The sequence below is a fragment of the Rhizobium ruizarguesonis genome, from assembly GCF_012349115.1.
GTDB lineage: Bacteria > Pseudomonadota > Alphaproteobacteria > Rhizobiales > Rhizobiaceae > Rhizobium > Rhizobium ruizarguesonis.
Map to the genome: position 1 here is coordinate 229,557 of NZ_PQIG01000001.1, position 19,722 is coordinate 249,278.

Annotated in this window: 17 protein-coding genes; 7 read left to right on the forward strand and 10 right to left on the reverse strand. The window is 62.2% G+C overall.

Features of this window, described 5'->3' with window-relative positions; all coding sequences use genetic code 11:
* Positions 1-79: 79 nt before the first annotated feature.
* Positions 80-997 carry a helix-turn-helix domain-containing protein gene (locus C3Y91_RS00975; protein ID WP_018069315.1) on the reverse strand — a complete coding sequence of 306 codons (918 nt, stop codon included), beginning with the start codon at positions 995-997 and terminating at the stop codon, positions 80-82.
* An 84-nt stretch (positions 998-1,081) separates the two neighbouring features.
* On the opposite strand from C3Y91_RS00975, the gene C3Y91_RS00980 reads away from it, so the two are divergent.
* From C3Y91_RS00980 to C3Y91_RS01000, 5 genes are all read left to right on the forward strand, one after another.
* Entirely contained in the window at positions 1,082-2,356 is a 1,275-nt protein-coding gene (locus C3Y91_RS00980; RefSeq protein ID WP_017992297.1) for an extracellular solute-binding protein, read from the forward strand.
* An 83-nt stretch (positions 2,357-2,439) separates the two neighbouring features.
* Positions 2,440-3,300, forward strand: coding sequence for a carbohydrate ABC transporter permease (locus tag C3Y91_RS00985; protein ID WP_018484203.1), 861 nt, complete (start codon positions 2,440-2,442; stop codon positions 3,298-3,300).
* Positions 3,297-4,133, forward strand: coding sequence for a carbohydrate ABC transporter permease (locus C3Y91_RS00990; RefSeq protein ID WP_003549196.1), 837 nt, complete (start codon positions 3,297-3,299; stop codon positions 4,131-4,133). The genes C3Y91_RS00985 and C3Y91_RS00990 overlap by 4 nt, the downstream gene beginning before the upstream one ends.
* A 12-nt stretch (positions 4,134-4,145) precedes the next feature.
* Entirely contained in the window at positions 4,146-5,228 is a 1,083-nt protein-coding gene (locus C3Y91_RS00995; protein ID WP_168574882.1) for an ABC transporter ATP-binding protein, read from the forward strand.
* A 38-nt stretch (positions 5,229-5,266) separates the two neighbouring features.
* Positions 5,267-7,270 carry an aldo/keto reductase gene (locus C3Y91_RS01000; protein ID WP_168574883.1) on the forward strand — a complete coding sequence of 668 codons (2,004 nt, stop codon included), beginning with the start codon at positions 5,267-5,269 and terminating at the stop codon, positions 7,268-7,270.
* A gap of 43 nt (positions 7,271-7,313) precedes the next feature.
* Here C3Y91_RS01000 and cydX read toward each other — a convergent pair whose 3' ends face one another.
* From cydX to C3Y91_RS01035, 7 genes are all read right to left on the reverse strand, one after another.
* Positions 7,314-7,436: a cytochrome bd-I oxidase subunit CydX gene (gene cydX / locus C3Y91_RS01005; protein ID WP_018069319.1), complete on the reverse strand. Its 123-nt coding sequence runs from the start codon at positions 7,434-7,436 to the stop codon at positions 7,314-7,316.
* A 100-nt stretch (positions 7,437-7,536) separates the two neighbouring features.
* Positions 7,537-8,691: a cytochrome d ubiquinol oxidase subunit II gene (gene cydB, locus C3Y91_RS01010; protein ID WP_168574884.1), complete on the reverse strand. Its 1,155-nt coding sequence runs from the start codon at positions 8,689-8,691 to the stop codon at positions 7,537-7,539.
* 6 nt (positions 8,692-8,697) lie between these two features.
* A complete protein-coding gene (locus tag C3Y91_RS01015; RefSeq protein WP_130705714.1) occupies positions 8,698-10,278 on the reverse strand; it encodes a cytochrome ubiquinol oxidase subunit I in 1,581 nt (526 codons plus the stop codon).
* A gap of 74 nt (positions 10,279-10,352) precedes the next feature.
* Positions 10,353-12,044, reverse strand: coding sequence for an amino acid ABC transporter ATP-binding/permease protein (locus C3Y91_RS01020; protein ID WP_168574885.1), 1,692 nt, complete (start codon positions 12,042-12,044; stop codon positions 10,353-10,355).
* The gene (cydD, locus tag C3Y91_RS01025) at positions 12,041-13,777 is read right to left on the reverse strand and encodes a thiol reductant ABC exporter subunit CydD (protein WP_168574886.1); all 1,737 of its coding nucleotides are present in this window, start codon (positions 13,775-13,777) and stop codon (positions 12,041-12,043) included. The genes C3Y91_RS01020 and cydD overlap by 4 nt, the downstream gene beginning before the upstream one ends.
* 4 nt (positions 13,778-13,781) lie before the next feature.
* Positions 13,782-14,360 (reverse strand): GbsR/MarR family transcriptional regulator, encoded by a 579-nt coding sequence (locus C3Y91_RS01030; protein ID WP_130764334.1) that lies wholly within the window; start codon positions 14,358-14,360, stop codon positions 13,782-13,784.
* Positions 14,361-14,650: 290 nt separating this feature from the next.
* Positions 14,651-15,250, reverse strand: a complete 600-nt coding sequence (locus tag C3Y91_RS01035) for a HupE/UreJ family protein (RefSeq protein WP_018069325.1) — start codon at positions 15,248-15,250, stop codon at positions 14,651-14,653.
* Between the two features lie 277 nt (positions 15,251-15,527).
* Here C3Y91_RS01035 and C3Y91_RS01040 point away from each other — a divergent pair, with 277 nt between their 5' ends.
* Complete coding sequence (locus C3Y91_RS01040) at positions 15,528-16,559, forward strand: hydroxyacid dehydrogenase (RefSeq protein ID WP_168574887.1); 1,032 nt, start codon at positions 15,528-15,530, stop codon at positions 16,557-16,559.
* A gap of 27 nt (positions 16,560-16,586) precedes the next feature.
* Here C3Y91_RS01040 and C3Y91_RS01045 read toward each other — a convergent pair whose 3' ends face one another.
* Together C3Y91_RS01045 and C3Y91_RS01050 are read right to left on the reverse strand one after the other, a co-directional pair.
* Positions 16,587-17,582 (reverse strand): Tim44 domain-containing protein, encoded by a 996-nt coding sequence (locus C3Y91_RS01045; protein WP_168574888.1) that lies wholly within the window; start codon positions 17,580-17,582, stop codon positions 16,587-16,589.
* Positions 17,583-17,666: 84 nt separating this feature from the next.
* The gene (locus C3Y91_RS01050) at positions 17,667-18,125 is read right to left on the reverse strand and encodes a YbaK/EbsC family protein (protein ID WP_018069328.1); all 459 of its coding nucleotides are present in this window, start codon (positions 18,123-18,125) and stop codon (positions 17,667-17,669) included.
* Between the two features lie 247 nt (positions 18,126-18,372).
* Between C3Y91_RS01050 and C3Y91_RS01055 the strand changes: the two genes are divergently transcribed.
* Positions 18,373-19,719, forward strand: coding sequence for an extracellular solute-binding protein (locus tag C3Y91_RS01055; protein WP_018069329.1), 1,347 nt, complete (start codon positions 18,373-18,375; stop codon positions 19,717-19,719).
* Positions 19,720-19,722: the final 3 nt, after the last annotated feature.

A 19,722-nucleotide genomic window follows, 5' to 3' on the forward strand; every position in this document is an offset into this window, starting at 1 on the left:
GGCGTTGGTTCTTTTTTACCCAGTGAAAAACAAGTCGCAGGCAGACGCACCAGAACGCCGAATTGCGGTTGGCCCTGAGCTAGTTGCGGAAAGCGCCGGAGGGCATCGTCGTCACCAGCCGGATATCGCGGCGGAAGTCCGATGGTGACATGCCGGCGATGTGGCGGAAGGATTTGTTGAAGGCGCTGATCGAGCCGAAGCCGCTGTCCATCGCCACCTGCAGCACATTGGCGCCCTCGCTCATCAGCATCGCCTGGGCGCGCGACAGCCGCAGCAGCGTCACATATTTGCTGAGCGTCATGCCGGTCGATCGCTTGAAAAGGTTCATCGCATATTTCGGATGAAGGTCCGCGGCGCGGGCGATATCGACCGAATCGATGTCGTGCAGGAAATTGGCGGCGATGAAATCGCACATGCGCGCCACGCTGCGCGAGGAATGCGGATACGGGTGATCGCCGTCGAGATTGATGGCCGCCTGCGACGTCATCGAATAGGGTTCGAGCGCGATCCGCTCGATGCGCAGCAGCAGTTCGTCGACGGCGTGCTGGGCCTTGGCGGGATCGCCAGAGTTGGCATAGCGGAACCAGCGGGTGAAGTTCTCGCTGTCGGCGGTGTCCGTTGCCGAGGTCAGCAGCGTCTCGCCCTTCATCAGCCGGCTGGAAACGCTGATCGGCAGGCGCAGCCGGAAGAAATAGACGAGCGGCAGATGGGCGCCGGCATAGAGCGAATCATCCGAGGATTCGTCCATCTGATGCGGCTGACCACCCCAAAAGAGGCACATTTCGCCGGCGTTCAGCCGGAATTCGTGGTCGCTCATCCGGTAGTGCACGGTGCCGCGCATCACGTAGTTGACCTCGACCTGCGCATGCCAGTGCGGCATGGCCATGACAGGTGGATGGGCATGAAACATCTGGAGCGCTGTCGGCAAACCCTCGATGCTGCTCGCGCCGGGCTGGTAGATTGCACGTGTGCCGACCTTACTTTCCGCCAAATTCATGTTCCCTTTTTAGGAGACAGCCGCTCCCTTACAGATAGTTTAACCGCGTTCGTAAGATCGGCAATTGAAAAGGGAGGATTTTCAATGCGCTTCAAACTTCTCGCTGCGACCGCAGCTGTCGCAGTGCTTGCTTCCGGCTCCGCATTCGCGCAGTCGGCCAATCTCACCATCTGGAGCTGGAATGTTGCCGCATCGGCATTGAAGTCCACGCTTCCAGGCTTCAACAAGCAGTTTCCCGATATCAAGATCACCGTCGAGGACCTCGGCAACAGCCAGGTCTTCGACAAGACGCTCGCAGCGTGTGCTGCCGGCGGCGACGGCTTGCCTGACATTGTCAGCATCGAGAATTTCGAGGCTGAAATCTTCTGGAGCCGTTTCCCGGATTGCTTTGCCAATCTGAAGGAGCTCGGCTACACGGCCGATATCCAGGCGAAATTCCCAGATTTCAAGCGCACCGAGCTTGAAGTCGGCGATGTCGCCTATGCCATGCCGTGGGATTCCGGTCCTGTCGCCGTCTTCTACCGCCGCGATCTTTACGAAAAGGCCGGCGTCGATCCGAGCACGATCAGCACCTGGGACGATTTCATCGCTGCCGGCAAAAAGATTTCCGCCGCCAATCCCGGCGTCGTCATGGCGCAGGCCGACTTCAACGGCGACAGCGAATGGTTTCGCATGATCGCTAACGAACAGGGCTGCGGCTACTACTCGACCGACGGCCAGAATATCACCATCAACCAGCCGGCCTGCGTCGCCTCGCTGCAAAAGGTGAAGGAGATGAAGGATGCCGGGACGCTGACGTCGGCCAACTGGGACGAAAAGATCCAGGCCAATACCGCCGGCAAGGCCGCAAGCCAGCTGTATGGCGGCTGGTATGAGGGCACCGTGCGCTCGACCTCTCCCGATCTTAAGGGCAAGTGGGGCGTCTACAGAATGCCGAGCCTGACGGCCGATGGCCCGCATGCGGCCAATCTCGGCGGTTCGTCGCTCGCCATTTCGGCGACATCCGCGAATAAGGAAGCCGCCTGGAAATTCGTCAACTACGCCCTCGGCACGGATGAGGGCCAGATCACCATGCTGAAGGAATTCGGTCTGGTCCCGTCGCTGCTTTCGGCTGAGAAGGATCCCTTCGTCAATGAGCCGCAGCCCTATTGGGGCGGCCAGAAGGTCTGGGCCGATATTCTGGCGACACTGCCGAAGATCGTACCGAGCCGCGGCACCGCCTTCCAGAGCGATGCGGAAGCCATCTTCAAGGCAACGCAGACGAAGTTCTTCGCTGGCGGCTATCCCGATGCGAAGGCGGCTCTCGACGATGCCGCCAACCAGATCGCATCGGCGACCGGCCTTCCGATCGCGCAATGAATGACGATGCCGGGCGCTTCAGGCGCCCGGCTTTCCCCCGGTTTGCAAAGCGGCCGGTCATTCGTTCGTGAGGAGGAGGCTTGATGCCGTTCAGAACCCGGAGCGCCTATGCGTTCCTCGCCCCCTATCTGCTGGTCTTTGCCACCTTCTGGGTCTGGCCGATCATCAATTCGTTCCTGATTTCGTTTCAGAACACCCGAATCAATCCGTGGAAATTCAGTTTTCAGGCCAATTGGGGCCGGCTCTTCTATGACCCGGCTTTCTACAACGCTCTCTACAATACGCTGATCATCCTGGTGATCCAGGTGCCTGTGATGATCGCGCTTGCGACTGTTATGGCCGTAATGCTCAATTCGCCGCTCTTGAAAGCGCGGCCGCTCTTCCGCTTCGCCTTCTTTGCGCCTGTCGTCGTCGGCGAGGTCGCCTATGCTGCCGTCTTCCGGCTGATGTTCAGCCTCGATTTCGGGATCATCAACAAGCTGATCTCGGCCGTCGGTCTCAGCCCGGTCTCCTGGTTCGACAACGCGAATGCCGCCATGGCGCTGATCATCCTTGCCGTCACATGGCGCTGGGCAGGCTACAACGCCATCATCATCCTCGCCGGCCTGCAGTCGATTCCCGATGATGTCTACGAGGCAGCGACACTCGACCGGGTGAGCAAGGTCCAGCAGTTCTTCCACATCACCCTGCCGCTGCTGAAACCGATCATCCTCTTTTGCGTGGTGCTCTCGGTGATCGGCACGATGCAGCTCTTCACCGAGCCCTTCCTCATCACCAATCGCGGCGGTCCCGGCGGCGGTACGGAGACCCTCGGCCTGCTGCTTTATCGCCAGGGCTTCACCTCGCTGAACTTCGGCTACGCCTCGGCGATCGCCTATACGATGGCGGCACTCGCCGTGGCGATCTCGCTTCTCAATCTCTGGGTCGGGAGGGATCCGAAATGAAATCCAAATCGCAATCCCTTCTGCTGCGCCAGATCGCGTTGCATGCCGCACTGGCGCCGCTGGCGATAATCTGGCTGTTTCCGCTCTGGATGATGTTCGTCTTCTCCACGATGCCCGACAACGGCATCTTCAGCCCTGACATCGTGCTCTGGCCATCGACCAACTTCGTCGAGAATTTCAAAAACCTGCAGGCCGATACCGATTTCATCGGAGCAATGGTGATCTCCATCGGCGTGGCGCTCATCTATACAGTGCTCTCGGTGCTGCTGACTTCGATGGCCGGCTGGGCACTGGCACGTTACCGTTTCGTCGGCCGCTCCGTCGTCATCGCCATCATCCTCGGCACGATCACGCTTCCCTTCTCCGTGGTCGTCATCCCGCAATTCATCATGGTGGCGCGCGAGTTCAAGCTGGCAAACACCTGGGTAGCTCTGATCGTGCCGCCACTGTTCAATTCGCTCGGCGTGCTGTTCATGCGGCAATCCTTCTCGATGATGCCGGGCGAGCTCTTCGATGCGGCCCGGGTCGAGGGCGTCAAGGAATGGCAGATCTTCCTGCGCATCGCCTTGCCACTGGCGCGCCCGACCATGGCGGCATTGGCGATCATTCTCTTTCTGCACTCGTGGAACAATTACCTCTGGCCGCTGCTGATCAATTCCAGACCGGGGATGATGACGGCGCCTGTGGCATTGGGAACGCTGATCGGCCTCACCAAGGTCTCCTGGGGCGGCATCATGGCCGGCGCGGTACTGCTGACGGCGCCGATCCTCGTCATCTTCGTGGCTCTTCAGCGCCATTTCATCGCCGGCATCGCGGCCGGCGCAATCAAATAATCGGGAGGCTGCATGGCAGAGCTTTCACTCAGCAACATCGTCAAGCGCTTCGGCGGCTTTGAGATCATCCACGGCGCCAATCTGGAGGTGAAGGACGGCGAATTCGTCGTCTTCGTCGGCCCCTCCGGCTGCGGCAAGTCCACGCTGCTCAGGATGATCGCCGGCCTCGAGGACATTACATCAGGCGAGCTTCAGATTGGCGGCAGGGTCGTCAACGACGTCGAGCCGGCCGATCGCGGCATCGCCATGGTCTTCCAGTCCTATGCGCTCTATCCGCACCTGACCATAGAGGAAAATTTGAGCTTCGGCCTGCGCATGAACGGCAACCCCAAAGCCGACACCGAGCGGCGCGTGCGCCATGTCGCCGAGATCCTGCAGATCACCGAGTTGATGAAGCGGCGGCCGAAGCAGCTTTCCGGCGGCCAGCGCCAGCGTGTCGCGATCGGCCGCGCCATCGTCCGCGAACCACAGGTCTTCCTGTTCGACGAACCTTTGTCGAACCTCGATGCGGAACTGCGCGTGCAGATGCGCGTCGAAATCTCCAGACTGCACAAACAGCTCGGCACGACGATGATCTACGTCACCCACGATCAGACGGAAGCGATGACACTCGCCGACAGGATCGTCGTGCTGCGCGCCGGCAATATCGAGCAGATCGGCGCGCCGCTCGACCTTTACGACGACCCCGCCAATCAGTTCGTCGCCGGCTTCGTCGGTTCACCGAAGATGAATTTCCTGAAGGCCGTGGTGGTCGAGGCGCAGCCGGGCAGGGCGGTGATCGCGTTGGAAAGTGACGCCAATACCCGTCTGACGCTGCCGGTCACCGATCCGATCGAAGCCGGTGCAAAGGTAACACTCGGCATCCGTCCGGAACATTTCGTCGATGCGGGCACGGGCGATGCCGACCTCACCGTCACCATCGACGTCGCTGAACATCTCGGCAATACCAGTTACATCTACGCCACCATCGGTCCCGAGCAACTGATCATCGAGCGGCCGGAATCGCGCGTCGCCGGCAATCGCGAAACGCTGACAGTCGGCCTTCCCGCCAGCCGCACATTCCTTTTCGACGGCGCCGGCAAACGGCTTCGCTGAACCAAATCCCAGGACAGAAAGACGAAAGAGGATTTTCCATGACTTCAGATCAACCAATCCGCTGGGGCATCATCGGCCCCGGCACCATCGCCCGCACCTTTGCCGATGGCGTCGCTCATTCTCGCACAGGGAAGCTGGTGGCGATCGCCACCCGCAATCCTGCAAAGCCGGGCCTTGCCGAAGGTTTCCCCGGCGCCCGCATCGTCGATGGTTACGAGGCGCTGCTGTCCGACAAGGAGATCGATGCGATCTATATCGCCGTCCCCCACACCGGCCATGCCGAATGGGGGATCAAGGCGGCACGCGCCGGCAAGCACATCCTGGTGGAAAAGCCGATCGCCCTCTCGGCCTATGATGCCGAAGCGGTTTACTACGAGGCGAAAAAAGCCGGCGTCTTTGCCGGCGAGGCCTTCATGTACCGCGTGCATCCGCAGACCGAGAAGCTGGTCGAGCTCGTCAAAAGCGGCGTCATCGGCACCGTTCGGATCATCCGCTCGAGCTTCGGCTTCAATATGGGCAGCTACAAGCCGGAACACCGGCTTTTCGCCAACGATACCGCTGGCGGCGGTATTCTCGATGTCGGCGGTTATCCGGTCTCGATGGCCAGGCTGATATCAGGCGCCGCAGAGGGCAAGGCCTTCCTCGAACCGGAGAAGGTTTCGGGCGTCGCCCATCTCGGAGAGAGCGGCGTCGATGAATGGGCATCTGCCGTGCTCAAGTTCCCGAACGAGATCATCGCCGAAGTCTCCTGCTCGATCATGGCGCAGCAGGACAATGTGCTGCGCATCATCGGGTCCGAGGGCCGGATCGAGGTTCAGGACTTCTGGTTCGCCTCCGGCCATAAGGGCGGCGTCGGCAAGATCGAAATCTTCAAGGGCGGCAGCCGAGAAACCGTCGAACTGAGGGAAGACCGCTGGCTCTATTCCTTCGAGGCGGATGCGGCCGGCGATGCCATCCGCGCCGGCAAGACCGAATTCAGCTCTCCTGGCATGAGCTGGGCAGATTCGATCGGAAACCTGCGTGTACTCGACCAGTGGCGCGCCTCGGTCGGTCTTGAATACGGCGTGGAAAAAGCCAGCAAGCGCACGGCAAACATTGCTGGCGGCACGGTCGCGCGCGGCAACAGCGTTCCGCAGCGTCAGATTCCCGGCATTTCCAAGCCGGCCTCGGTGGTGACACTCGGCTTCGAATTCTTCCCGAATTTTGCCTCCGCCTCGCTGACGCTCGACGCCTTCTATGAGGCCGGCGGCAATGCCTTCGACACGGCCTATGTCTATGGCGGCGGCAAGACGGAGGCGATCTTCGGCGACTGGCACACGAGCCGAAAGGTGCCGCGCGAGGAGATCGTGCTGATCGGCAAGGGTGCGCATTCGCCGCTCTGCTATCCCGATATGATCGCAAAGCAGCTCGACCAGTCGCTTTCCCGGCTGAAGACCGACTATGTCGATATCTATTTCATGCATCGTGACAATACCGACGTGCCGGTCGGCGAGTTCGTCGATGCCATGGATGCGGAGGTCAAGCGCGGACGCATCCGCGGCATATTCGGTGGTTCGAACTGGACCCGGGCGCGTTTCGACGAGGCGATCGCCTATGCCGAAAAAACCGGCAAGACGGCGCCGGCAGCACTTTCCAACAACTTCTCGCTCGCCGAGATGCTCGACCCGATCTGGGCCGGCTGCGTCGCCGCTTCCGATGACGACTGGAAAAAGTGGCTGAACGAGAAGCAGATCCCGAACTTTGCCTGGTCGAGCCAGGGCCGCGGCTTCTTTACCGACCGCGCCGGCCGCGACAAGCGCGACGATGAGGAGATCGTCCGGGTCTGGTATTCCGAGCGCAACTTCGGACGCCGCGACCGTGCCATCGAGCTTGCCAACAAACTCGGCCGCAATCCGATCCACATCGCACTCGCCTATGTGATCGCCCAGCCTTTCCCGGTCATTCCGCTGATCGGGCCGCGCACCGTCGCCGAGTTGGAAGACAGTCTCTCGGCGCTCGACATCAAGCTCACACCCGAGCAGGTGAAGTGGCTGGAAGGCTGAAGCAACAGGAAAGGGCGCGGTTTGAACCGCGCCCTTTGCATTTCTACTTGCGCAGCTCGGAAGCTTTCTTCCTGGCTGCGTCGTCCATCAGCTCATACCACATGGCGTTGAGGACGGCGAAGGCGGCGGCCAGCGGCAGGCCGAGGATCCATGCGAAATACCACATCGTTTCATCTCCCTCAGAGCAATTCCAGGAAAAGTGCGAAGCGGTTTTCCGTCCGGAATTGCGTAAAAACAAAAGGTTAGAGCGGTTCTGCTGAGCCGCTCTAGTAAGCGTGGCTATTTTTATCGGTGATCGACTTCTCATCGACCTTGCCCCACAGAACCTTGTAGACCCAGGCTGTGTAGGCGAAGATGATCGGCACGAAGATCACCGTCACCACAAGCATGATGAACAGTGTCATGTGGCTGGAGGATGCATCCCAGACCGTCAGGCTCGATCGCGGATCGAGCGAGGAGGGCAGGATGAACGGGAACATCGACAGGCCGACCGTCGAGATGATGCCAAAGATCGCCACCTTGCTGAAAAGCAGCGTCATGATCTCGCGCCTTGCCCGCATGGCAATGAAGGCCAGTGCCGCGCCGACGAAGCCGAGGACGGGTGCGATGATCATCCACGAATGAGCGCCGTAATTGGCAAGCCACGCGCCTTTCTCCAGCGCCACGGTCTTCAGCAGCGGATTGGAGGGACCGATCGGGCTGATATCGCTGGTGATGCGATAGCCACCGACGCCGATCCAAAGGAAGAGGCCGCCGAGTGCGAAAAGCACGATAACGGCAAGGGCGGCGATGCTGCCATAGCTTCTGGCACGCATTGCGACCGGGCCACTCGATTTCAACACCAGCCAGGCCGCACCATGCATCGTCAGCATGGCTAGGGAAAGCAGGCCGCAGAGCAGCGCATAGGGGTTGAGCAGCGCGAAGAACGAGCCCTCATAGAAGATCCGCATATCGTCGGCAAAGCGGAAAGGCACGCCCTGCAGCACATTGCCGACGGCGACGCCGAAGATCAGCGACGGCACGAAACCGCCGACGAAGAGCGCCCAGTCCCAGCCGCTGCGCCAGCTGGCGCTTTCCCGCTTAGACCGGTATTTGAAACCGACCGGGCGCAGGATGAGTGCGAAGAGGATCGCGAACATCGCCAGATAGAAGCCCGAGAAGGACACCGCATAAAGCGGTGGCCAGGCAGCAAAGATGGCGCCGCCGCCGAGGATCAGCCAGACCTGATTGCCTTCCCAGGTGGCGCCGATGGTGTTGATCGCCACGCGCCGTTCCGTATCGGTCCGGGCGACGAAAGGCAGCAGTGTGCCGACGCCGAGATCGAAACCGCCTGTCGTCGCAAAGGCGATCAGCAATACGCCGAGCAGCAGCCACCAGATGAGACGCAGGGTTTCATAGTCGATGAGTTCGTGAAGGATCATGGCAGGTCACTCCGCGGCCGGGACGAGGGTTTCGGAAATCAGATGGGCTTCCGGCTCGTCGTCCGGCTCCGGCCCTTGCCTGATCGCCTTGATCATCAGGCTCATCTCGATGACGATCAGCGTCGTATAGAGTGCCGCAAAACCGATGATGGTCAGAAGCACCGTGCTGGCGCCGAGGCTGGAGACGGCAGCAGCCGTCGGCAGCACGCCTTCGATCACCCAGGGCTGGCGGCCGAACTCGGCGACGATCCAGCCGAATTCGATGGCGACCCAAGGCAGCGGAATGGCAAACACCGCGATCCGCAGAAGCAGCGGGTACTTTTCGAGCTGGCGCCGCGCCGACAGCCAGAAGAAGGTCGCCGTCAGCAGGATGAAAAACATACCGAGACCGACCATGACGCGGAAGGACCAGAAGAGCGTCGGCACGTGCGGGATGGTGTCGCGCGCGGCCTGAACGATCTGCTCGTCGGTCGCCTGGCGCGGATCGTCGACGTAGCGCTTCAGAAGAAGAGCGTAACCGAGATCATGGCCGAGATCCTCGAAAGAGGTGCGCACTTCCTGCGCAACCTGGTCCTGTGCCGGTGCCGAACGGATCTGCATCAACGCGTCGTAAGCCTTGATGCCGTCGCGGATGCGGGTTTCGGCCTGCTGTTCGAGCTTGTCGATGCCGGGGATTTCGGTCGTCAGCGAGCGCGTGCCGATCAGACCCATGACCCAGGGAATGTGCACGGCAAAATGCGTTTCGCGCGCCTCCTGGTCGGGGAAGCCAAAGGCGGTGAAGGCCGCCGGCGCCGGTTCCGTCTTCCACATGCCCTCGATTGCCGCGAGCTTCATCTTCTGGTTCTCGGTCGCGAGATAACCGCTCTCGTCGCCAAGCACGACGACTGATAGAGCCGAGGCGAGGCCGAAGGAGGCGGCGACCGTTATCGAGCGCTTGGCAAGTTCGATATGCCGGCCCTTGAGGATATACCAGGCGGAGACGCCTAACACGAAGATCGAGGCGCAGACGTAACCTGCCGACACCGTATGGACGAATTTCGCCTGGGCGACGGGATTGAAGACCACGTCGAAAAAGCTTGTGATTTCCATGCGCATCGTCTGCGGATTGAGCGCCGATCCCACGGGGTTCTGCATCCAGCCATTGGCGATGAGGATCCAGAGTGCCGAAAAATTCGAGCCGATCGCCACCGCCCAGGTGGCGACGAGATGCCCGACCTTCGACAGCTTGTCCCAGCCGAAGAAGAACAGTCCGACGAAGGTCGCCTCGAGGAAGAAGGCCATCAGGCCTTCGATCGCCAGCGGCGCACCGAAGATGTCGCCGACATAGTAGCTGTAGTAGCTCCAGTTCATGCCGAACTGGAATTCCATGACGATGCCGGTGGCGACGCCGAGCACGAAGTTGATGCCGAACAGCCCGCCCCAGAATTTGGTCATCTGCCGCCAGATCTGGCGGCCGGTCATGACATAGACGGTTTCCATGATCGCCAAGAGCACGGACAGGCCGAGCGTCAGGGGCACGAACAGGAAGTGGTAAAGCGCCGTCAGCGCAAACTGGAAGCGCGAAAGCGCTACGATATCTAGTTCCATTGTCTTTCTCCCACGGTCCCACGCGGTACAGGCGTTCCTCAGCGCCGATCAGCGCTCAGGGCATGCGGTTTTGCTCAGTCCGGCCGAAGCCGGTCGAGCGCCTTTTCGAACGCCGCCTCTCCGCGGCGCGAAATTTCTGTGATACGGCCGCCTTCGATGACGGCGATGCGGTCGGCAATCGCAGCCTCGCGGCGGATATGCGTTGCGATCACCAGCGAGCGGCCCGCCGCCATCGCGGAAAGACGGGCGAGCACGTCGCGGGCAGTGACACCATCGAGGCCCTCGGTCGGCTCGTCGAGCAGCCAGAGCGGCGTGTCGCGCAGGAAAAGCCGGGCAAGCGCCAGACGGCGCGACTGGCCGCCTGAAAGTCCAAGGCCACCTTCGCCGAGCCGCGTATCGATCCCCCCAGGCATGGCCTCGACATCGGTAAGCAGGCCGGCGGCGGCAAGCGCTTCGCGAAGACGGGCCTCGTTCGCATCCGGGTTCGCAAGGAGCAGGTTGCCGCGCAGGCTGTCTTCGAAAAGCTCCGTCCGTTGCGTCAGCAGCGTTGCCGTCATCGCGGCAACGCTTCCCCTCCTTGCCGGAAATTCGCCGGAAAGGAGGGCAAGCAGGCTCGACTTGCCGGCACCGCTGCTGCCGATGACGGCGAGGCGTTCGCCCGGTTGAAGCGTGAGTTCGATATCCTCGAGCGCCGGCACGGTGGAGTTTTCATGGAAGGCTGACACCTTCGCCAGCGAAAAAACGCCTCCCGGCAACGGCACCGCCAATGGTTCGGGTGCCGCCGCAACGGCAAGCCGCGGCGCGATGCGCCTTGCCGCAAGCAGCGTCCTACCGAGTTCCAGGGCACCACGGCGTAGCGCTGTGAAGGGTTCGACTGCCGCAAAGGCGACGAGCAGGCCGAGTGCGGCGACAGGAGCGGTAATCACCTTCGTTTCCGCAAGTGCCACAACGGCAAGCAGCGATGCCGTCAGCAGCAGGGTCGAGACAAGGCCGAAGCCGAATGTCAGGCCGGTTTCGACACGGTTCAGCCGGTCGTCGGCGTGGGCAGAGTAGGCGTCGGCCGCAGCGATGATACCTGTCTGCGCGGCAAGGCGGCCGGCCATCAGCAGATCTGTCTTGCCGGCAACGAGATCGATCGTTCGCGACCGCAGCGCCTCGATGCCATGGGCGCGTCTGCGGGCATGTTTGCGCGCCGCCCGCCCGGCGATCAAGGGCAGGGCGAGGCCGGCACCGGCGAGAAAAAGGCCGAAGCACAGACCGAACAGGGGATGCATCAACCCCAGCACCACGCTTGCCGCCAGGGCTGCACCGATCGCGACCGCGGCCGGCACGAGGATGCGCAGGTAGAGGGAATCGAGCGCATCGATATCGGCCGTCAGCCGGAAGAGCAGCTTTGCGGGACGATGCAAAAGGGTGCGAGCCGCACCCGGTTCGGCAAAGCCGCGAAACAGCCTTTCGCGCAGGGCGGCGAGCACACTGAGGGTTGCGTCATGGGTCGCAAGCCTTTCGCCGTAGCGCGCGGCCGTACGGACGATAGCGAGCAGGCGGATGCCAGCTGAGGGCGCAAAGACGTCGAAGGTGATGGCGGCAGCGGCCGAAAGGCCGGCGAGCGAGGTGGCGGTGATGAACCAGCCGGACAGGCCGAGCAGGGCGATGCCGGCTGTCACCGTCGCTGCCGAAAGTGCTGCACCGAGCAACAGCGCACGCCGGCGCTCGGCAAGGAACAGACGCAGGATCGGCTTGAGGTCTGCAGCAAATCCGCTCATTCAGCGGCCTCCCTCATAACGATGTCGGCATCGATGCGCATGGCGCGATGCATGCGGGCGGCAAGCAGCGGATCGTGGGTCGCGACGATCAAAGTGCGGCCCCTGGCGAGCGAAAGCAGGCTGTCGGTAACCTCGGCAGCGGTGGCGGCGTCGAGATGCGCTGTCGGCTCGTCGGCCAGGATAATCCGGAGATGCGGATTGCAGGCGGCCCGAGCGATCGCAAGCCGAAGTGCCTCGCCGCCGGAAAGCCCGATCCCGCCTTCGCCGAGCGGCCGGTTGCCATAGGCGGCGGCGACTTTTCCGAGCCGGGCGGCGTCAAGTGCATCTGCCACATCGCCGCGTGGGATACCGGGCCTGCCGAGCGTGATATTGCCGGCGATGGTGCCGGCGAAAATATGCGGTCTCAGGCCGATCCACGCCATGTTGCCGCGCAAGGCGTGGGCGCTGTCATCCGCAAGTTCGATGCCGCCGATGACGATGCGGCCAGCGGTGCAGGGCGCCAGTCCTGAAATCAGCGAAAGAAGCGTCGACTTGCCGGAACCGCTGGCGCCAAGAAGCGCCAGATGTTCGCCGGCCGCGATATCGAGGTTGAAATCGTCGAGGATCAACGGCTCAGTGGCGGCGTAGCGGAAATCGACATTCTCAAGACGGATGGCCGGCGCTTCGGCGACGGCAGAGACCGCTGGCGCGACGTCGACTGCTCCTCGAATGGACAGGCCGCCGGCAGCGAGGGCGTCCAGGGCCTTCAGCGCCGCTTCGCCGGCCGCCCGATCGTGCCAGACAGCCGAGAGTTCGCGCAGGGGCTCGAAGAAGGCCGGCGCAAGCAGCAGGATGAACAGTCCCTCGGTCAGGTCGAGCCGGCCCACCCAAGTGCCGAAGCGAATTTCGCCGAGCAGGCTGAAACCGACATAGACCGCAATCATCGCCACGCCGAGCGCGGCGAAAAGCTCGAGCACCGCCGAAGACAGAAAGGCAATCTTCAGCACCGCCATGGTGCGCGCGCGCAGCGACTCCGCCTCCGACCGTAGGCGCAGTGCCGTTGCATCGACTGCGTCGAGCGCACGGATGGTCGCCAGTCCGCGCAGCCGATCGAGCAGGAAGCCGTTGAGGCCGCCGGTCGCGACGAGCTGTTTTTCGCTGGCCGCTTGGGCACGCCAGCCGATCAGCGCCATGAAGATCGGGATCAGCGGCGCGGCGAATAGCAGAACCAGCGCGGCGATCCAGGAGACCGGCAGGATGAAGGCAAGGATGATGAGCGGCACGAGGCTCGCCTTCATGCGCGCCGGCTGGAAACGGGCGAGATAAGGCACGATCAGTTCGGCTTGTTCGCCAATGACACTTGCGGCTTTACCAGAGGCGGGGCGGCCGCGATCGATGGGCGACGACATGGAAAGGGCCGCGGCGGCAATCTGCCGCCTGCGGCTGAGCTCGGCGCGGGCGGCGTGAAAGGCCAGGCGGCCGCCAGCCGCGTCGAGACAACTTCTTGCAAATCCGAGGACAAGGATGCCGAGGGCTGGCCAGAGAACGTCATGCAATCCGCCGCCATCGGCGATGCGCCCGACCGAGACGGCCAGCAATCCGGCCTGCGGAATCCAGATGGCCGCAGCCAGCGCCTGCAGCATCGCCGCCCTGCGGAGCCCGATTTTCGCCCCGTCGCGGCCGGGCGTAACGGCACCACCATCCCGTGGCCGAGCCTCTTGTGTGTCCTTCGCGTCGAAGAAAGCAGTGCCCATGGCGCTAACTCTTGTTCGCAGGGTTCGGCTGGCGGCTACGGCCGAGCGAAACGACCCGGTCCTTGGCCTCCAGAAGCTTGGTCACTTTCGCGCCGAGCGAGAGTAGCGTTGCAAGCCTTTCTGTTTCAAGTTGTTTCACGTCTTCATACCAATGCGTCAGCTGCTCGATCAGCGTGTGCATCTCGCTCATGCGCTGCTGCGCATGCCGCTCTGCGTCGCTCGCCGGCCGTTGCATCAGGATCTCCCGCAGAACCGAAAGCGTCGGATCGACTTCACGCTTCTTTCTCTCCTCGGCCAGCGTCCTCAATATGTGCCAGACATCGTCCGGCGTGGTGAAGAAATCGCGGCGATCGTCCGGCTTGTGTTTCAGGATGACGAGGTTCCAGGCCTGCAATTCGCGCAGGCTCATCGACACATTGGAGCGCGAGATGCCGAGCGATTCGGCGATCTCCTCCGCGCAGACGGGCGCGGGCGAAACGAAGAGCAGGGCGTAGATCTGGCCGACCGTGCGGTTGATTCCCCAGCGCGACCCCATTTCGCCGAAGTGGAGAACGAAGGACTGGACGAGAGGCGGAAGGTTCATGGTCGTTTCCGTTGCGTCTGTGATTTCAGAAATTTCTGAAATCACTATACTGACCTTCGCGTTCCTCCGGCAATCGGCAAGGCTGGCCTGCGTCAATTTGGATGTCCCTTCGTTGATCCTTGGCTAGATATAGCCGGACGCGACGTGGCTGAATTTGACTTGGATCAAATCCGTAGCGCTTTGCAGCGACGACGCAAAAACGCCCGGCGATGCGTTACGCATGCCGGGCGTTCTGTCGGATTGAGATGTCCAGGCCGCCGCCTGGTTTTGGTTCAGAAATGCCGTCAGGCTCAGATCAAGCCGGCCAGAAGACCGACGCCTGCTATGGCGGCAATGCCGCCGGCCGTACGCGTCACGAAAACGCCCTGACGTTCACCGGCCCGGCCGATGACGTAACCAAGCGCAAGGCCGGCGAGGTGCAGCAGTGCGGTTGCGATCATGAAGCCGGCGGCATAGGCGGCGCCGGCGGCATTTTCCGGCATTTCGGCGCCATGTGCGTGACCGTGGAAGATAGCGAAGACGCCGATGACACCAAGTGCTGCGGCCAGCGGCGCCTTGACGTTGAGCGCAACGACGGCGCCGAGGACGACGACGGACAGCGCGATGCCGATTTCAACGAAGGGAACGGCAATGCCGGCAACGCCGAGGGCACCGCCGAGCGCCATCACCAGGACGAAGGTCGTCGGCACGAGCCAGGTGGCGCGGCCACCGAGCTGAAATGCGAAAACACCGACCATCACCATGGCGAGGACATGATCGAGGCCAGAGATCGGATGGGCAAAGCCATGGCTGAAGCCGGCAGCTTCGCCGATCGCGGGATGGGCCGAGGCGACGGCTGGAAGCGCTGCGGCAGCCAAGGCAAGCAGGCCGCTCTTGATTGCTGATTTCATTGCTCATTCCCCTCGTGAATTTTCGAATATCCTGCGGCTGCCGAACACCGGCATGGTTCCAAGTCGCGTACATCACGCTAGTTCAAAGAATTCGCGCCGTCAACGAAAATGCCATGAAATACCAAGCCAATTCAAGTGCTTATCTGATAGGCAGATGCCGCTTTCGATAGCTTCTCCCAGCGCCCCGCGACTCAAGATCGAACTGGAAACCGTCCCCCACAGAGGCTATCAATCGTCCGGCAGAGACGGCGCAGACCGCCGTGATGGAGGAGACGCCATGACGAATACCGAACGGCCGCTGGCGATCAGCGCGCCCGAGCCGCGCACGCTCGATCTGATTTTCAGCGACAAGGCGCGCGCCGAACTGCATGCGAAATACGAGATCGTCGAGGCCGATCCCGAGAATATCGCCGGGCTCGGCGACGAGATCCTCGGAAGCGCGCGCTACATCATCGGCCAGCCGCCGCTTTCGGCCGAAACACTGGCCAGAATGCCGGCCTTGCGCTCGATCCTCAACGTCGAAAGCAATCTTCTCAACAACATGCCCTATGAGGTGCTCTTCCAGCGCGGCATCCATGTCGTCACCACAGGGCAGGTCTTTGCCGAGCCGGTCGCCGAAATTGGCCTCGGTTTCGCGCTGGCCCTAGCGCGCGGCATCGTCGACGCGGATGTCGCTTTCCGCCAGGGCACGGAACTCTGGGGCGGTGAGGGGAATGCAAGCGCGCGGCTGATCGCCGGCTCCGAGATCGGCATCGTCGGCTTCGGCGATCTCGGCAAAGCGCTGCGCCGGGTCCTGTCCGGCTTCAGGGCCCGCATCAGGGTGTTCGATCCCTGGCTGCCGCGCTCGGTCCTCGAGGAAAACGGCGTCGAGCCCGCAAGCCTTCAAGACGTCCTGACAAAGAGCGATTTCATTTTCGTCGCCGCCGCCGTCACCAGCGAAAACAGCAAATTTCTCGGCACTGAGGCCTTCGCCAGCATGCGCAGGGGCGCGGCCTTCATCCTGCTCAGCCGCGCCGATGTCGTCGATTTCGATGCGCTGATGGCGGCCGTATCGTCAGGCCACATCGTCGCCGCGAGCGATGTCTACCCCCAGGAACCGTTGCCGACCGATCATCCGGTGCGAAGCCTGAAAGGCTTCATCCGCTCGGCGCATCGGGCTGGGGCGCTTGACAGCGCCTTCAAGAAAATGGGCGACATGGTGCTCGAAGACATGGACCTGATGGATCGCGGCTTGCCGCCGATGCGCTGCAAGCGGGCGGAACGCGAGACGGTTTCCCGCATGCGTTCCAAACCGGTCGAAGTGAACTAGAACAGAATGCCGACGTGACGCGCCGCCTCAGGCGGCGCGCTGCTCGGAACCCTGGATCGCGGCGAGCTTCCAGTCGGCGTCGGGCTTGCGCACGAAGGTCCAAACCTCGGTGCTTTCGCTCGGACGGCGGTCGTCGCCGGAAACAACGCGGCCGCTGTCGCGTTCGACCATGGCGTCGACCGACGAATAACGCATGGCGAGCGTCGCAAATTCCTGGCCGTCTTCGCGCCAGGCCTCGGCGATATCGCCTTGCAGCAGCTTGACGTCGGAGACGCGGTTGCGCACGCCGTTGGTAGCGTTTTCGCCGAGTTCCTCGGCAAGATAGGACATCGCCTCGGGCGTCGTCAGCCGGCGCAACGTGCCGTAATCCTCGGCACCGTAAGCGGTCTGCACCTGGGTCAGCAGTTCTTCGAACTGATCGAGATCGGCCTGCGCCAACCCGATCTCGTCGCTCGGCCGATTGCTGCGCGACTGCCCACCGAAACCGCCTCCCGACCCGATCGCCGGGATTTGGAAGGACGACTTATTCGTCGGCGACATGTTATAGGACTGGCTCTGGCCGCCGACGCCGTAGGAAGGCTGGCGGCGGTTGGCGAAATAACGCATGGCGAGCATGACGGCGCCGCCGATCAATGCGATCTGCAGCAACATTCCGAGGAAGCCGAAGCCGCCGCCGAAACCGTGGCCGAGCAGCATGCCGAGAAGGCCACCGGCAATCAGACCGCCGATCATCGAACGGCCGAAGCCGCCGAAGAAACCGGGGCGCTGAGCGCCGAGGGGCTGCTGAGCGGTAGCAGGTGCCGTGGTCTGCGGACGCGGCGTCATCGACCGTTCGATCGGCGCTGCGGGGGCAGGTGCGGTGCGGGTGACAGGCGGGGCCTGGAAGGTGCGCGTGCCGCGGCTTCCGAAACCGAAGCTGCCGGCGCGGCGCGCCTCGGCATCGTCGAGGGAAGCAAAAACGGTGGCGCTCGTCAGTGCGGCAATTGCCGCGATCTTGGCAAAACGCGAAACGGCACTCGGCATTCCTGATCTCCTGTCATGCACAATCACGGCATGTCGGGACCTAATATAGGTACTCTTTCCCCGGTGTGAAGTTCTTCGGCTTCATTACTGGCAGACGTCGACCCAACTGGCGCCGGTCAGCTCGGCCAACCGCCCAGTTTCGATGCGCACGGCCGAGTTCGTCGAGCCGGCCGCCGGCACGACTTCATCGAAGCGTTTCAGCGAGATATCGCAATAGATGGGCAGTGGCGAAGGCAGGCCGAAGGGGCAGACGCCGCCGACCGGATGGCTGGTGATCGCCACGACCTCCTCAGCGCCGAGCATGCGCCCCTTGGCGCCAAAGGTGTCTTTGAACTTGCGATTGTCGAGCCTTGCCGTGCCGCCGGCTACGACCAGCATCATCTGCTCGCCGACGCGCAGGCAAATCGTCTTGGCGATCTGGGCTGGCTCGACGCCGTGGGCTTCGGCGGCAAGCGCCACCGTCGAGGAGCTCTCGGCGGTTTCGATGATTTCGATATCGGGTGCGTGGGCGCTGAGGAAGGCGCGGACAGATTCAAGGCTCATGACGCGATGCTAGCCCAGGAAATACGCAATTTGAAGCGTAAAAGACGCCTGTCGAAAACCGCCGCTTGCAAGTCGCGCGGACATCGTCATAATAATTTTGCACACGTGCTCAATTTTGTCATTCGGCCGTTACGTTCAACCCCTAGAGCGGGATACGCCACGTTTTCGTGGGGTTTCGGAGCGGTCATCATCAGCAGTGCTGACCCGTCAAGAGGCCTCACACTGCTCTTCTAGGGAGACGAAGAAGATGACCATTTTGCCGACTCTGAAATCGCTTGCCGTCGCAGCCGCCATCCTGGCCTCGACCTCCGCAATTGCACTCGCCAAGGACGTTCACATCAGCGTCTGGGCCGGCGGCACCGGCCCGAACGACGTCTATCGCCTCGACGCCATCGAGATCGCAGCCCAGCAGTTGCAGCGCGAAGCCGCTCTGAAGGGCGAAGACCTGAAGATCACCGTCGAGAAGAAGCCTTATTCCGGCTGGGACGACTTCAAGCAGGCGCTGACCCTTGCCGCCGAAGCCAAGACCGCCCCGAATATCGTCGTCAGCGGCCATGAAGACATCGCACCCTGGTCGCAGGCGGGCCTCATCGTTCCGATCGAAGATTATGTCGATCTCGACTCATGGCCGCTCAGCGACATCTATGAAAACCTGTTGAAGATCGCGTCTTATAACGGCACCGTCTACGGCATCCCGCAGGACGCTGAATCCCGCCCGATGTTCTTCTGGAAGCCTTACATGAAGGCGATCGGTTACAGCGATGCCGATCTGGACGCGCTGCCGCAGAGCGTCCAGGACGGCAAGTACACCATGAAGAACCTGCTCGAAGACGCCAAGAAGATGCAGGACAAGGGCCTCGTCCAGGCCGGCTACGGTTTTTATCCGCGCACCAGCAACGGCCCTGATTACTGGCAGTTCTACACCAGCTTCGGCGGCACGATGGAAGAAGGCGGCAAGCTCGTTTTCGACAAGGCGGCGATGACCCGCACCTATCAGTTCTTCGCCGATGCCGTGAAGGCAGGCGTCACCAAGAAGAACCACATCGGCATGCCGGGCGACCAGTGGTGGAAGGAAGTCGCCACCGGCAAGGCCGGCATCTGGGACGGCGGCACCTGGCACTATGCCCGCCTCGTCAATCAGGAGGGCCTGAAGGACTTCTTCGGCAACGTGATCTTCACGCTGATCCCCGCCGGCGAAGGCGGCAAGGCCAACACGCTGACCCATCCGCTCGTCTACCTGCTGACCGCAGGTCACGACCAGGAAGACACCGAGATCGCCGCCCAGCTGGTCAAGATCGCCTCCGAGCCGCGCACCAACGCGCTGCATGCGGTCAAATCAGCTCATCTCGGCATCTCCAAGTCGGAATCGACGGTCGACTTCTATTCGGCCGACCGCTGGACCCGTGAAGCCACCGAGCGCCTGCTGCCGCATGCCAATGCGATGCCGAACAATTCCGATTTCGGCAAATATTGGAACATCATGTGGAAGAACCTCGAAGCATCCTGGACCGGCGCCAAGACCGTAGACGCCGCGGTCAGTGATGCAGAGAGCGAGCTGAAGAGCACGCTCGGCGACAAGATCGTCATCCGTTAAGAT

Bases quoted from the DNA above. Each gene is read 5' to 3' on its own strand.
- C3Y91_RS00980 (WP_017992297.1), top strand. From the start codon at position 1,082: ATGCGCTTCAAACTTCTCGCTGCGACCGCAGCTGTCGCAGTGCTTGCT.
- C3Y91_RS00990 (WP_003549196.1), top strand. From the start codon at position 3,297: ATGAAATCCAAATCGCAATCCCTTCTGCTGCGCCAGATCGCGTTGCAT.
- C3Y91_RS01055 (WP_018069329.1), top strand. From the start codon at position 18,373: ATGACCATTTTGCCGACTCTGAAATCGCTTGCCGTCGCAGCCGCCATC.
- C3Y91_RS00995 (WP_168574882.1), top strand. From the start codon at position 4,146: ATGGCAGAGCTTTCACTCAGCAACATCGTCAAGCGCTTCGGCGGCTTT.
- C3Y91_RS01015 (WP_130705714.1), bottom strand. From the start codon at position 10,278: ATGGAACTAGATATCGTAGCGCTTTCGCGCTTCCAGTTTGCGCTGACG.
- cydB (WP_168574884.1), bottom strand. From the start codon at position 8,691: ATGATCCTTCACGAACTCATCGACTATGAAACCCTGCGTCTCATCTGG.
- cydD (WP_168574886.1), bottom strand. From the start codon at position 13,777: ATGGGCACTGCTTTCTTCGACGCGAAGGACACACAAGAGGCTCGGCCA.
- C3Y91_RS00985 (WP_018484203.1), top strand. From the start codon at position 2,440: ATGCCGTTCAGAACCCGGAGCGCCTATGCGTTCCTCGCCCCCTATCTG.
- cydX (WP_018069319.1), bottom strand. From the start codon at position 7,436: ATGTGGTATTTCGCATGGATCCTCGGCCTGCCGCTGGCCGCCGCCTTC.
- C3Y91_RS01045 (WP_168574888.1), bottom strand. From the start codon at position 17,582: ATGCCGAGTGCCGTTTCGCGTTTTGCCAAGATCGCGGCAATTGCCGCA.
- C3Y91_RS01040 (WP_168574887.1), top strand. From the start codon at position 15,528: ATGACGAATACCGAACGGCCGCTGGCGATCAGCGCGCCCGAGCCGCGC.
- C3Y91_RS01000 (WP_168574883.1), top strand. From the start codon at position 5,267: ATGACTTCAGATCAACCAATCCGCTGGGGCATCATCGGCCCCGGCACC.
- C3Y91_RS00975 (WP_018069315.1), bottom strand. From the start codon at position 997: ATGAATTTGGCGGAAAGTAAGGTCGGCACACGTGCAATCTACCAGCCC.
- C3Y91_RS01020 (WP_168574885.1), bottom strand. From the start codon at position 12,044: ATGAGCGGATTTGCTGCAGACCTCAAGCCGATCCTGCGTCTGTTCCTT.
- C3Y91_RS01030 (WP_130764334.1), bottom strand. From the start codon at position 14,360: ATGAACCTTCCGCCTCTCGTCCAGTCCTTCGTTCTCCACTTCGGCGAA.
- C3Y91_RS01050 (WP_018069328.1), bottom strand. From the start codon at position 18,125: ATGAGCCTTGAATCTGTCCGCGCCTTCCTCAGCGCCCACGCACCCGAT.
- C3Y91_RS01035 (WP_018069325.1), bottom strand. From the start codon at position 15,250: ATGAAATCAGCAATCAAGAGCGGCCTGCTTGCCTTGGCTGCCGCAGCG.